This is a genomic window from Endozoicomonas sp. ALC013 (genome assembly GCF_049310205.1).
GTDB lineage: Bacteria > Pseudomonadota > Gammaproteobacteria > Pseudomonadales > Endozoicomonadaceae > Endozoicomonas.
The window spans coordinates 1-13,562 of sequence record NZ_JBLYNS010000017.1 but is presented as its reverse complement, the minus strand read 5'-3'; the positions used below and the strand labels follow the sequence as shown (position 1 = coordinate 13,562).

The window sequence follows — 13,562 nt, the reverse complement described above, 5'->3', positions numbered from 1 at the left end:
AGCAATGACAACAACAATGAAACTTCCGGGAAAAACACTGCCGGGTATTCTGCATCCGGAGATAACACTGAAGCCTCTCAGCACCAACACACTGTTGATCAATGATGCTACCACTTCACTGCATTTGAGCATCTCTGGCACCGACAGGCTGGTTATTTCTCCGGCCAATAGCTCCGACCTGCAGGACAGGATTCCCGATCATCTTATGGCGGCAGGCCTGGATTATCTGTATGCAAACCATCCAACGCTGGAACAAATTCACTTGTCTCCCCTGATATCTGAACAGCTGGAGTCTGGGTCATGGCCACATGATATCGATCAGACCTCCGGGGAGAGCATCAACGTCAGAACCGGTTTTTACCAGAATCGTACGCTTTGGCATTGGCAAAACAACAATGTACTGACACCAGAAATCTGGACGGAAAACAGCAATGGCATTTCCCACCCACTGCGGCCGTTACAACCTTCCGGTGTCGTTTATCAGCGTTATGACTATCAGAATGATCTCACTATTTCGTTCCGCTCCATTGATCCGGAGGAAGACCTGGCCACTTTTCATCAGTGGATGAATCAGCCGCGAGTTGCTGAGTTCTGGGAACTGGCAAAGAGCAGGGAAGAGCTGCGCAACTACCTGCAAACGCTGCTCAAAGACAGAAAAACCTGGCCCCTGTTGGGCAGTATTAACGGTGAACCTTTTGGTTACTTTGAGCTTTACTGGGCGATGGAAGATCGCATTGCTCCCTATTATGACTGCCAGCCATGGGACCGTGGTTTTCATCTGCTGGTGGGAAACCCGGACTTCCTGGGAAAACGGTTTTCCAACAGCTGGACCAAATCCATAACCCACTTCCTCTATCTGGACGATCCGAGAACCGGCCGATTGGTTGGCGAGCCAAGGGCCGACAATCGGCGTTTATTGAAGTTACTGGCACCTGCCGGCTGGTCGTTTGTCAAAACATTTGATTTCCCCCATAAACGGGCAGCCCTGGTAAACGGTTATCGACGTACGTTTTTCAGGGAGGTACAGCTATGAATCAGGCGGTCACACAGTCTCTACTAAAGAGTCTACTGAAGAGTCCACTGAAGACCAAACCTTCCTCTTTCTGGTTACAGGCTAATCAACGTTTGCTGGCCAAAAGTCTCAGTGAACTGAGCTGGGAAGAAGCAATTTCACCACTGGAGCTTGATAACGGTGATTTCACCCTGGAGCTGCAAAGTGGCACCCGCTATCAGTTTGCAGCCTGGCGAACCGTCTGGGATCAATTGATCATTGACCCGGCCTCCATTATTCGTACCGGATCTGATGGTCAGTGCTCGTCATTTTCGGATGTCAGTCAGTTATTTATTGATGCCCGGACAGAGCTTCATCTCACGTCGGTAATATTGGCAAATTTTCTGGAAGAGCTGGCCAACACCCTGATGGCCGAAGTTCGGGTACAGCAGAACTACCATCAAAAAACTGCCGCTGAGTTGATTGACCTGACCGATGATGAACTCCAATGTTATCTGGATGGTCACCCGAAAGTGACCGTCAGCAAAGGCCGTATCGGTTGGGGGGGCAATGACTATGAGGCCTATGCCACCGAATTTCTGCCGGAGATTCAACTGGAATGGCTGGCCGTCAGCCGAAACCATTGCCAGCTATCTAAAATAGATGACCTTTCTGAGCAGGCATTATTGTCGGCAGTGCTTGATACAGACGCTCAGGCTAAGCTTTTAGACGTCTTTCATGGAATGAATTTAACAGCAGACGCGTATTTCCTGCTGCCGGTTCACCCATGGCAATGGCAAAACAAGCTGGTGAATTTATTTGCTGGCGAGATTGCTGCGGGTCGTATCGTTCATCTGGGGGCTTTTGGTGACCCGATGTTGCCGCAACAGTCTCTGCGTACGCTATCAAACCGGCAGAGACCCAAACAGTTGAACATTAAGCTGCCGCTCTCGATTTTAAACACCTCCTGCTATCGGGGTATTCCCGGTCAATACATCAAGGCCGGGCCGATGATATCCAGGTGGCTGGCCAATATTGTGAAAACTGACCCAACGCTGGCAAACCGGGGCGTCATCATCCTTGAAGAGCCCGCAGGTGCCTTCTACCCCAACCCGATATTTACCCAGGTTGAGGATGCTCCCTATCGTTATCATGAGATGCTGGGCTGCATCTGGCGACAGAGTGTACACGACAAAATCAAGACATCTGAACGTGCTGTCCTGATCTCCACCCTGTTTCAACGGGATGGTTTCAATGAACCGCTCATCCATGAGTACATTCGCCGTTCAGGGCTGTCAGCCAGACAATGGTTGACCCGACTGTTCAATTCAGTGGTCATCCCACTCTACCATTTGCTCTGTAAATACGGTGTTGGCCTGGTGGCCCATGGCCAGAATGTCACGGTGGTTCTTGAGCATCATCAGCCTGTCCGTGTTGCTCTTAAAGATTTTCAGGGGGACTTGCGTCTTATTGATCAGGACTTTCCTGAGCTGGAAAGCCTGAGTGACTATGCCCGCTCAGTGACTACGAGACTGCCCGCTGAATACCTTATTCATGACTTGCAGACTGGGCACTTTGTCAGCGTTCTGCGCTTTATTTCCGCTTGCCTGGCAGAAAAAGGCCTGGCGGAAAAAGGATTTTCTGAGGTGGACTTTTACGGACTCCTTGGTAAACAACTGCAGTTGTATATGAAAGCACATCCGGAACTGAACGGGCGCTTTAAACTGTTTGACCTGTTCCAACCGGAAATGGCCCGTGTTTGCCTGAACAGAGTCCGATTCAAACAGGGTTATGGTGACGCCAGTGAACGTCCACTGCCGGAACTGGGTACACCGCTTAACAACCCATTAGCAACGACATTCAGGGAAGTACGATGAGATTGCAAAAAATCACGGATTGCGAAACCGATATTCTGGAACTGGCTGGACTGGGTGCCGGGCCATTCAATTTGAGCCTGGCCGCCCTGCTGGATAGTCAGCCCACCATTTCAACCCGGTTTTTTGACAAAAAAGCAACCTTTGGCTGGCATCCGGGTTTAATGCTTCCGGGGGCTCATATGCAAACTTCCTGCCTGAAAGACCTGGTTACTGCTGTTCAGCCAACAAGCCCATGGTCGTTTATTTCATTTCTGGTCAATAAAGGGCGTTTTTACTCATTTCTCTCCACCGAAAAAATGGTCATCAGTCGTACAGAGTTTGTTGAATACCTGAGCTGGGTGGCAAATAACCTGAGTTCGGTCACGTTTGATACTGAAATTCGGGAAGTCAGCTTTACCGATCATCACTTTGTGCTGAAGTCTGACCATCAATCCTTTAAAGCCAGAAATCTCTGTCTGGGCACCGGTAAATCACCCTATACCCCGCAGTGTACCCGGCGATGGCTTGGCCCGCACTGCTTCCATGCCGGTAGCCTGATGACTCAGGATGTAGATTTAGCCAATAAACGGGTGGCGGTTATTGGTGGCGGACAGACCGGGGCCGAAGTCTTCCTGAACTGTCTGCGAGGCCAATGGGGAAAGGTTGCTCAGGTGAACTGGGTATCCCGGCGAGCGGGCTTTGAACCCCTGGATGAAAGTCCCTTTACCAATGAGTATTTCACTCCGGGCTATGTCGGCCAGTTTCTGTCACTGCCCGGTGATAAAAAAGAGCGCATCGTCAATTATCAAAAGCTGGCAAGTGATGGAATTACCCCGGCCTATCTGCTGGAACTCTACCGGGAGCTTTATGACCGAACCTATCTGGGCAATGGCGATATGAGCTGGCAATTGCTGCCGGATCGAACGTTAGCAGATATGTCCTTAACGTCCACAGGCTATTATGATCTGCGTTTATTCAATGCATTGTCAGAATGCGATGAACAGCTGGCCGCTGACGTGGTTATTCTATGTACTGGCTTTCAGAATGCACTGCCTGAGTATCTGGAACCGATTCGGGAACAGTTAACGATGGATCAGCAAAATCGATTCAAGCTATCCCCAAGTTTTAAAGTGGCCTGGGATGGCCCGGAAGACCGACGGATTTATGCGGTGAATGCCGGTTTACACAGTCACGGCATTGTTGAGCCGCAGTTAAGTCTCACGGCCTGGCGCTCAGCAACCATCATTAATGACTTGATGCACGAAGACGTCTTTCCGGTCAATCAACCACCCGGTTTTATCCACTGGCTGAGCAATACGGATTTTCTGCCCAATGGCAAAGGAGAAAATGGGTAGTCTTTTTTCCACCGGCCTCTATCTACAAGGTTGGTAGAATAGTCCTTGAAATTCAGATTAAAGAAGGGCAAGCAGTCTGGTGTAAGAGGCTGTCTGAGAATGGACTGCCCTATCGGGCAGCTGCTGCTACATTCATACGGTGGCTATTCCTGGTCAACCTCCCGGGATCTCGGTAAATGCATTCTTTGTTGCCTGTCAGGTTCCCGCTCGATCTGCCAAAAAGACAGGATTTTCTGGTCGCCATCCATAGAGCTGACCTGTATGGAGTGACCGCAAGGACTGAATTTGAAGCTGTCAATGTAACCCTCCGCTTGCAGGCGGCCCTTTTCCTGCCAGGTACCCTTTGGGGTTATGCCCAGTACAACCAGGCAAGATTTGTCGTTAACATCAAGGCCGACAAAAAGGGACCCACTGTGATTAAAATCAGGTTCACAGAGTCGTAAATCAGAGTCCGGGGTTTGCCGGACCCATTCACCGTATTTCTTTTGCACCTGGATATCCAGCCTCCCCCGATCGTCAGTACAAATAATCGAGTGTCCGTCCGGGCTGAGCTTCTGGGCAGTAGGAACAGCGGAGTTTGCATACCTGCGAGGATATCCCCTGTCACAAATATAAGTAAACATGTGCTGGCAGTGCCACATTCCGGCCCCGTCCAATTGCCAGATCATTGCAGATCCCTCCTGAAACAGCACAAATACCGAGGAGTCCACATTGAATGTCACCATTGAATTAGGCAAAACCCAGCGGGACTTCTGGAAATAGTCATGATCTTTTATTTCCGCTACCCAACCGTTGTTATCCGTTAAATGCCAGATATCAAAATTATCTTCGCCATGAACAACCAGATACCGGCTATCGGGACTGAAGGTTACGTCCAGCGATATAATATCAACGGGTTGCGGCTGATGTTTGGTGATTCTTAATGCTTCAGACCATCGACCGTTATCACCAAGACTAAAAACAACCACGAAAAAATCCTCTACATTTATATCCATGTCGTCGGAATCTTCCCCGGCATCATTGAAGCATGCAGCAAAATGTTGACTGTCCGGACTGAATTGAATGGTGTCAAAACCACAATAATCCTCTACTCTTTTTCTCGCTTCTGTCAGAGCCATGGTAGGCATGCTAAATTCCAGTTTCCCGTTGGCTAACCAACGGCCATCCTTTCTTTTTCCATAGAAATCGATATATCTTCCACAATTTATGGCAATATGATTACTGTCCGGGCTGAAAATACTGCGACGTCCGATGCAAACACCGTTGTTTTGCCATTGACCATTCAATTGCTGGCCTAAAATCAGGCTCATCCGGTAAGATTCAGAATAAATCAGAGATTTCCCATCAGGTGAAATCTGAAAAGATAAAAAGCTGAAATCAAGGCTTTTTATTCCATAAGGATCGGGAAAAAGCTCAGCGACAGTCATTCGCTTTGTTTCAGTCCATAAGCCTTTCCCATCCCGCTGAATAATCGACAGTAAAGCGTCTTTAGCACCATAGGTTTTAAAAGCAGATCTATCAGAGGGGGGAGGATCAACAGGTATAAAAACAGTATTGCCATGGTATCGATCAATGCTGTTAAAGCATTCGAAGAAACTGCGAGCTTTAATGGTGAATTCCCTGCTCCAGCAACCATCACTTCCCGCCGTCCAGATAGAACACTGAGAGCTGTGACTATCATTAATGAGCAGCCGACTGTGATTCTCATTGAGATAGTATTCACTAATGTTATCTTCCCTGCCAAACGAGTTTTGCAGCACAAATTTAAGTGAGGTGGCATTAATGGTTTCATTGCGTAAATGATCAGCGTGATATGCGCAGATTGCCGGAAAATTTTCAGTACAATACGATTGCCCGGCAATGACTTGTATTTTTGATGTCCGCAGATGATGAATCAGTGGTTGATTGGTAATACTCAGACCCCGGTAAAACAGCTGTTCATTCTTACTCAGATTCCCGTAGCACCGAACAACTTCAAATAATCCATATTCATTCAGGACAGTGTGCATTCTTCTGGAAACAAGTGCCAAATTACACGCGTCCTTAAGCGGTAAATAACCGGTAATTTTCAACAATAATTCCACCGGTAGCGAGGTAATACTCCACCTGTGAAAATGAGCTGATTGTTCAGGAATAACCGGATTCGTTTCACTCAGACAAGGTTCATCTGGTTTTTCCTGTGCAGGAGGCAATGGCAAGATAGACTCTCTCATCAGATCACTCCGGAAAAATCTGATAGAGGTTAGTCCAGAGAAGTCATATCTGAAATAATTCTCAGGACTTTGTCGCTCTAAGGGATTTTGTGAGGGAGCGCCGTACCGGGGAGTACGGTCGACTGAGCAAAACTCACTTAGAGCGGCAAAGGACAAACGGGAGCAAGTTTCTGAAATATCCGGGTTAGCCTGACATCAGTTATGTCTGGGCATCATGGTGCGGTTCCTCTTTTTCGCCGTGCGTTCAGGCCATCAGCATCAAACAACACCAGATCATGGGGAATAATGTTCAGTTGAACGTTGGCATTCCCGGCTACCGGGTTTGAATGCTCTGCCACCAGCTGATAACTCCCCTGGCAACAGTCCAGATGAATCTCGCTGCGTATACTTTTGCCCATAAACTGCTGCCGGGTAATCGTTGCCTGTGGAAAAGTATCGGCAGAGGTCTGAGACAGTAAGCCTTCAGATTTATCCACAGCCGAGAGGGCCACCATCTGTGGCCGGATAAACAACTCCAGGCTTGTGCCTGCCTTTTCCACAGAGAGCGGTTGGGTGGATGCCACAACGCCCAGCGGGGTGCTCACATGAAACTCATCTTCAATGGTGGCCGGCAGAACATTTCCGGCCCCCATAAAGTCGGCAATAAAACGGTTATCAGGGTAGTGATAGATATCGAAGGCCGTCCCCTGCTGCATGATTCTGCCCTGCCCCATGACGGCGATGGTATCCGCAAAAGCAAAACCTTCTTCACGACTGTGGGTCACAAACAGTCCGGCGACTTTTTGCTGCTTCAGAATATCCCGTATTTCCCTGACCAGATGCTGACGGACCTGGCTGTCGATATTGGAAAACGGTTCATCCAGCAACAGAATGGAAGGCTCGTTGGCCAGTGCCCTGGCGATGGCCACCCGTTGTTGCTGCCCTCCGGACAGTTCATGTGGATAGCGCTGGTCAAGACCATAAAGATTCACCAGCTGCAGCATATCCTGAACCCGTTGCCTGACCTGTTCGGAGGTCTGTTGGTTCTGGCCGAAGGCACCCTTAAGTCCAAAACTGTTAAGTCCAAAACTGATGTTGTCAAACACCGTCAGGTGGGGAAACAGGGCATAATCCTGAAAGATCATGCCGATGCCCCGCTGCTCTGGCGGTGTTACCCGGGCAGCTGAGCTGACTTCCCGGCCATGCAGTTCAATGGTGCCGGATACCGGTTGAATCAAACCGGCGATCGCTTTTAATAAGGTCGACTTACCACAGCCACTGCGACCCAGCAGGCAGACAATTTCACCATCCTCTATGGCCAGGTTTACCCCGGACAGGACCAGAGGATCGCCAGTGGCGCTGCTTTTTCTGGCTGACCGATCATAAGCACAGGCAAGTTCAGTGATGTTCAGGGCACTCATTGCTGTTCCTGCCTTTCCAGAGAGCGATTAAGCATAATAAGGGGCACCAATCCTACCAGAACCAGCACCAATGCGGCAGGTGCCGCATATTCCAGCTGCTCATCAGACACATATTGGAAGACCCGGGTGGCCAGTGTTTCAAAATTAAAGGGGCGCAGTAGCAGTGTGGCAGGCAGCTCTTTCATACCCTCAATAAATACCAGCAGCAGCCCTGCCAGCATGCCTTTACGGATCAACGGCAGATGCACACGCTTGACCATTTCCCCGGGGTTACACCCCAGGGTTCGGCTGGCCATATCCAGTGAAGGAGACACTCGCCCAAGACTGGACTCAACGCTGCCAACCGCAACAGCGGAGAACCGCACCACGTAGGCAAACACCAGGGTAATGGCAGAGCCACTGAAAATAAGCCCAACCGGTGACTGGTGCCAGTGAATCAGCAGTTCGTTGAGCACATTATCCGAGAGCGTCAGAGGGATCAGTACCCCAATGGCCAGAACATTGCCCGGCAGGGCGTAACCGGTGGAGGCCAGGCGAGCAGGGATACGGGACAAGCTCGTGCGCTGTAAACGCTGATAAACGCCCAGGAACAAGGCAATAAAGCAGGCAACAGCAGCTGCGGAACCGGAAACCATCAGACTGTTGATACCATATTCAAACAGAGCACTGCTCCATGAATCATCGAAATAGACAATCAGGTACTCCACCAGCACCAGAGAAGGCAGCAAAAAGCCCAGGGTGACCAGCAGCCAGCACCAGCCGATAGCCAGCCATTTTGACCAGCCAGAAAGCTCGATCAACTCCCGCTGCTCCTGCCCGGTATTTTTCTGGTACAGCTGCTGTTTACGACGGCTGTATTTTTCCATGCTGATCAACAACATGACCACCAGCAACATCATGGCCGAGATTTTTGCCGCCGCATTCAGGCTGCCATAACCTAGCCAGGTGTCGTATACCGCCGTGGTTAATGTGGGCACGGAAAAATAGCTTACCGTGGCAAAATCACCCAGGGCTTCCATGCCCATAAGCGCCAGACCGGTAATGATGGCGGGACGGGCCATGGGCAGGGTTACCCGGAAAAAACTGTGCAGAGGTGAGCAACCTAACAGTCGGCTGGCCAGGGTCTGGCTTTTCGATTGCTCAAGAAACGCGGTTCTTGCCAGCAGATACAGATAGGGATAAAGCACCAGGGCAAGCACTATAATGGCACCGCCCAGGCTGCGTATCTCCGGGAAGGAATAGTCTGCGGCTGACGTCCAACCCGTGAGCGCTCTGAGAAAACGCTGCACTGGTCCGGCAAATTCCAGCAGGTCGGTATAGATATAGGCAATAACGTAGGATGGCATGGCCAGTGGTAATACCAGTAACCACTGGAGCTGATCTCTTGCCGGAATCCGGGCATTGGCCATCACCCAGGCGGCAGGGATCGCCAGAACAGCCCCAAGTCCCCCTACCCCGAGAATCAGAAGAACACTGTTCACGATGTAGGTGGTCAGGACGGTATCCCAAAGATGATCAAATAACTCACCGGCAGGGGTGAAAGCCTCCAGGATCAGGGCGATAACAGGGGAAAAAAGCAAAAGGGCCAGCAGCCAGCTGCCAGCCCTCCAGTAGGTTGGTAAGTTGTGATTCATGCACTAATGAGATCTATAGATCAAATTTTACTTCGTCCAGAAGACGTTGAGCCTTGGTTCGGTTGGCGGCAATGTCTGAAATAGGCAGTGGATCCGCCTTGAATTCTCCCCATGCAGCCACGGTGTCAGACACTGGAACGTTCGGGTTGACCGGGTATTCCATATTGTCCCGGGCATAAATGGACTGAGCCTCTTCACTGGCCAGGTACTCCATCAGCCTGAGGGCATTATCCTTGTTCGGTGCGTACTTTGCCATCACCATGCCACTGATGTTGACATGGGAACCCACCGTCTTCTGGTTCGGGAAGTTAATATAAACGGCATCAGCCCAGGCTTTCTGATCATCATTCTTCATCATCTTGCCAAAGTAGTAGCTGTTGCCCAGAGAGACATCACAAACCCCCTCTTTGATCGCTTTGACCTGGGCCCGGTCATTCCCCTGGGGACGACGGGCCAGGTTGGCTTTTACCCCTTCCAGCCACTGTTTGGTTTGTGCTTCACCGTTATGGGCGATCATCGAGGCGACCAGACCAATGTTGTAGGGGTGCTTGCCGCTGCGGGTACAGATCTTGCCTTTGAACTTGCTGCTGGCCAGGTCTTCGTAGTTGATATCAACGGGCTTGTCGCTGCGTTTGGAGCTGTAAATATTCCGCACCCGCATGGTTAATGAGTACCACTGGTTGTCCGGATCCCTTAAGTGCACAGGGATGTTCTCATTAATGGTTTTACTGTTCACGGGTTGCACCAGTTGGCGATCAACCAGATCAAAAAGACTGATCATGTCGGAAGTCAGTACGACATCTGCCGGGCTGAATTTGCCTTCCCGCTCAATACGCTCCTCCAGTCCTTTCTTGGCAAACACCACGTTCACCTTTACGCCCGTTTCCTGTTCAAAGTCTTTCAGCATGGGCTCTATCAGAAAAGGCTGACGATAAGAGTAGATATTGACCTCTTCAGCAGCCTGGGCCAGCAAAGAAGAACAGGAAATAGCAATAGCGGAAGTAATAGAGAGGAGTTTTTTCATAGCAGTCTGCAAACAAGAATTATTATCGTTTGCGAATTGTACTTATTTTCCCTGACTTCGCAACTGCTTTATTGCGCTGTGGATAAATTCAATGGCGATAAATCCACCGATTACCCGGCAGATCCCATCACAGCGGGTTGTCGGGCAAAGTACCCGGGCGTTATGGAAATGTGGAAATATACACAGATAAGCTATGAACAACGCAGGGAATAACCTTTTTATAAAATTGCCCTGTGGATAAGGTCGTTTTTTTCCACAGTTTAATGACAGGTTAACTAAACCTTGTGACCAGCAACATAACAGGGTTGTTCAATTTATAATGTGTTGAAAATAAAGAGTTTTGTACGTTTATCCACAGATTTTATCAACACTAATATCAATAAAAAAAATAAGATAACACTAAAAAACAGCTATTCGCTGTTATTACTGTTGTTTAACTGGAAGAACTTCGTCGTTTGATAAGAAAAAACCAAACTTTTTGGGCAGATCTACGGGCTGTGAGTAAAATTACGTGACCGGTTGCCACTCACGCCCGTTATGCAAGCCTGGTTATCGGGCGGGCACTGTGAAGTCTTCAGGTCACGCTTATCCAATGATGGGTCACAGCACTGGCTAACCGGTGTATAATTGCTAGCCTTATCTTCTCTTGATAACAGGTGACAGACGTTGGCAGTGGATTTCCCAAAACAATTTGATGTGATTGTGATCGGTGGTGGTCATGCCGGTACGGAGGCCGCCCTGGCGGCAGCTCGTATGGGCGTTAAAACGTTGTTGTTGACCCATAACATCGAAACTCTGGGGATGATGTCCTGTAATCCGGCCATTGGCGGGATTGGTAAAAGTCATCTGGTCAAAGAGGTGGATGCCCTTGGCGGTGCCATGGCAACAGCGACGGATCTTGCCGGTATCCAGTTTCGGGTGCTCAATGGCAGAAAAGGACCGGCGGTCAGGGCTACCCGGGCACAGGCTGACCGGGCACTTTACAAGGCCGCCATTCGTTCGATTCTGGAAAACCAGGAGAACCTGTGGATATTTCAGCAGTCTGCGGATGATCTGGTGGTTGATGACAACACCAGCCAGGTGCGTGGTGTCGTGACCAACATGGGCGTTCGTTTTCTTGCCGCAAACGTTGTTCTGACCGCAGGGACTTTTCTGGGGGGGCGAATTCATATTGGTCTGGAAAACCACAGCGGTGGCCGGGCCGGTGATCCGCCCTCCATTGCCCTGGCCAACCGGCTGAGAGAACTGCCCCTGGATGTTCGACGCCTGAAAACAGGGACGCCTGCACGTATTGATGCCCGAAGTGTGGATTTTTCCGTGATGGAAGCGCAACCGGGGGATACGCCGATGCCGGTGATGTCTTACCTTGGCACGGTTGAGCAACACCCTGAACAGGTGTCCTGCTATATCACCCATACCAATGAGCGTACCCACGAGATCATCCGTGGAGGACTGGACCGTTCACCCATGTTTACCGGGGTAATTGAAGGGATAGGTCCGAGGTATTGCCCATCCATTGAGGATAAAATTACCCGGTTTGCGGATAAAACCTCCCATCAAGTCTTTCTGGAGCCGGAAGGGTTGTCCACCAATGAGCTTTATCCCAATGGCATCTCCACCAGTTTGCCCTTTGATGTGCAGATCAACCTGATCCAATCCATTCGTGGCCTGGAAAATGCCCATATTACCCGTCCCGGTTACGCCATCGAGTACGATTACTTTGATCCGAGAGGACTTAAGTACTCCCTGGAAACCAAAGCCATTGGAGGCCTGTTCTTTGCCGGTCAAATCAACGGTACCACTGGCTATGAAGAAGCGGCCGCACAGGGACTGTTGGCGGGTATGAATGCGGCGCTCAGGGCACAGGATAAAGAGTCCTGGTGCCCACGTCGTGATGAAGCGTACATCGGTGTGCTGGTGGATGACCTGATTACCAATGGCACCAGTGAGCCTTACCGCATGTTTACCAGCCGGGCAGAATATCGGTTGATCCTGCGGGAAGATAACGCCGACCTGCGCCTGACGGAGAAAGGCCGGGCACTGGGGCTGGTGGATGATCAAAGGTGGATGGCCTTCAGTGACAAGAAGGAGCGTATTGAGAAGGAGTCTGAGCGCCTCAGGGCAGCGTTTGTTCATCCCGGTAGTGATGCTGCCCGTACCCTGGAAAATAAGCTCAGCAAACCTTTAAGCCGTGAATACAGCCTACTGGAACTGCTGCGTCGTCCGGAACTGACCTATAACGATGTGGCCGGACTGGTGGGAGACGCGGAAACCCATGATCAGGTCGCTGAACAGGTGGAGATACAGACCAAGTATCAGGGTTATATTGACCGTCAGACCGAAGAGATAGACCGTATGCGACGTTATGAGAACACCCGCATACCACAGGCGCTGGACTACACATTGATCGAAGGGCTTTCCAACGAGCTGAAGCAGAAGCTGACGGATGCCCGTCCGGAGACACTGGGCCGTGCTTCCCGTATCCAGGGGATGACGCCTGCTGCCGTATCTCTATTGCTGGTTTATATGAAAAAGCGCTCTATGGCTGCTTAATTGATCCGGTTACCAGTTCCTGATGGATCAGGCACTGGTAACCTACCCCGCCTGATTACGTTGACTCGTCCGCACAACACTCCTCGCTGAGAAACCCCATGACCTCATTGAAGGTGGCGAACTGGGGAATGCAATACAGTGTCCTGCCATCCCGCTTCTGCTTAACCAGCCCCACAGAGACCAGGGCTGAAATATGATGGGAAAGGGTTGAACCCGGAATGTCCAGCTCTTTTTGCAGGGCTCCCACCGGCACACCCTGATGGGGTATTGCGCCCATTCCCTCGAAAAGTTCACTGTACATAAAACGCACTATCCTTTGAGTGCAATTTCCTCATGTTTCTGAAATTTATTCCCCTGCTGAATTTACGACATTTTTATAGTGAAGGTCTCTGTACACGACAAAAAAAGTGAGCTGACAGAATTTTTGCTATGAAACTTAGAGACAAAACCAACGTTTCAAGCAGTCATGAATCTTATGGGTGAAAGTCTCATACTGAGCACAACTACAGACCCTGGAGCATAGAATTTACGTCCCA

At 50.1% G+C, this 13,562-nt stretch carries 9 protein-coding genes; 4 read left to right on the top strand and 5 right to left on the bottom strand.

All coding sequences use genetic code 11. The features are described 5' to 3' along the window. Positions 1-4: 4 nt before the first annotated feature. From ACO6V1_RS05580 to ACO6V1_RS05570, 3 genes are read left to right on the top strand one after another with little or no spacing between them, the layout of a single operon-like run. Positions 5-1,033, top strand: coding sequence for a GNAT family N-acetyltransferase (locus ACO6V1_RS05580; RefSeq protein ID WP_422466109.1), 1,029 nt, complete (start codon positions 5-7; stop codon positions 1,031-1,033). Then, the gene (locus tag ACO6V1_RS05575; protein WP_422466107.1) at positions 1,030-2,868 is read left to right on the top strand and encodes an IucA/IucC family protein; all 1,839 of its coding nucleotides are present in this window, start codon (positions 1,030-1,032) and stop codon (positions 2,866-2,868) included. Before ACO6V1_RS05580 ends, ACO6V1_RS05575 begins: the two co-directional genes overlap by 4 nt. After that, entirely contained in the window at positions 2,865-4,202 is a 1,338-nt protein-coding gene (locus tag ACO6V1_RS05570) for a lysine N(6)-hydroxylase/L-ornithine N(5)-oxygenase family protein (RefSeq protein ID WP_422466105.1), read from the top strand. Before ACO6V1_RS05575 ends, ACO6V1_RS05570 begins: the two co-directional genes overlap by 4 nt. 143 nt (positions 4,203-4,345) lie before the next feature. Here ACO6V1_RS05570 and ACO6V1_RS05565 read toward each other — a convergent pair whose 3' ends face one another. The 4 genes from ACO6V1_RS05565 to ACO6V1_RS05550 all read right to left on the bottom strand — a co-directional run bounded on the left by ACO6V1_RS05565 (position 4,346) and on the right by ACO6V1_RS05550 (position 10,473). Beyond that, on the bottom strand, positions 4,346-6,415 hold the full coding sequence (locus tag ACO6V1_RS05565) for an F-box-like domain-containing protein (protein WP_422466103.1): 2,070 nt from the start codon (positions 6,413-6,415) through the stop codon (positions 4,346-4,348). Positions 6,416-6,627: 212 nt separating this feature from the next. Beyond that, positions 6,628-7,815, bottom strand: a complete 1,188-nt coding sequence (locus ACO6V1_RS05560; RefSeq protein ID WP_422444435.1) for an ABC transporter ATP-binding protein — start codon at positions 7,813-7,815, stop codon at positions 6,628-6,630. After that, positions 7,812-9,449 (bottom strand): ABC transporter permease, encoded by a 1,638-nt coding sequence (locus ACO6V1_RS05555; RefSeq protein WP_422461214.1) that lies wholly within the window; start codon positions 9,447-9,449, stop codon positions 7,812-7,814. Before ACO6V1_RS05555 ends, ACO6V1_RS05560 begins: the two co-directional genes overlap by 4 nt. A gap of 13 nt (positions 9,450-9,462) precedes the next feature. Next, a complete protein-coding gene (locus ACO6V1_RS05550) occupies positions 9,463-10,473 on the bottom strand; it encodes a Fe(3+) ABC transporter substrate-binding protein (RefSeq protein ID WP_422444431.1) in 1,011 nt (336 codons plus the stop codon). Between the two features lie 672 nt (positions 10,474-11,145). On the opposite strand from ACO6V1_RS05550, the gene mnmG reads away from it, so the two are divergent. After that, the gene (gene mnmG, locus ACO6V1_RS05545) at positions 11,146-13,026 is read left to right on the top strand and encodes a tRNA uridine-5-carboxymethylaminomethyl(34) synthesis enzyme MnmG (protein WP_422444429.1); all 1,881 of its coding nucleotides are present in this window, start codon (positions 11,146-11,148) and stop codon (positions 13,024-13,026) included. Positions 13,027-13,081: 55 nt separating this feature from the next. On the opposite strand, the gene ACO6V1_RS05540 is transcribed toward mnmG, so the two are convergent. Continuing rightward, on the bottom strand, positions 13,082-13,327 hold the full coding sequence (locus ACO6V1_RS05540; RefSeq protein WP_422444427.1) for an ArsR/SmtB family transcription factor: 246 nt from the start codon (positions 13,325-13,327) through the stop codon (positions 13,082-13,084). Positions 13,328-13,562 lie beyond the last annotated feature (235 nt).

Coding starts and splice junctions, on each gene's coding strand:
- ACO6V1_RS05580 (WP_422466109.1), top strand. CDS start 5: ATGACAACAACAATGAAACTTCCGGGAAAAACACTGCCGGGTATTCTG.
- ACO6V1_RS05575 (WP_422466107.1), top strand. CDS start 1,030: ATGAATCAGGCGGTCACACAGTCTCTACTAAAGAGTCTACTGAAGAGT.
- ACO6V1_RS05570 (WP_422466105.1), top strand. CDS start 2,865: ATGAGATTGCAAAAAATCACGGATTGCGAAACCGATATTCTGGAACTG.
- ACO6V1_RS05565 (WP_422466103.1), bottom strand. CDS start 6,415: ATGAGAGAGTCTATCTTGCCATTGCCTCCTGCACAGGAAAAACCAGAT.
- ACO6V1_RS05560 (WP_422444435.1), bottom strand. CDS start 7,815: ATGAGTGCCCTGAACATCACTGAACTTGCCTGTGCTTATGATCGGTCA.
- ACO6V1_RS05555 (WP_422461214.1), bottom strand. CDS start 9,449: ATGAATCACAACTTACCAACCTACTGGAGGGCTGGCAGCTGGCTGCTG.
- ACO6V1_RS05550 (WP_422444431.1), bottom strand. CDS start 10,473: ATGAAAAAACTCCTCTCTATTACTTCCGCTATTGCTATTTCCTGTTCT.
- ACO6V1_RS05540 (WP_422444427.1), bottom strand. CDS start 13,327: ATGTACAGTGAACTTTTCGAGGGAATGGGCGCAATACCCCATCAGGGT.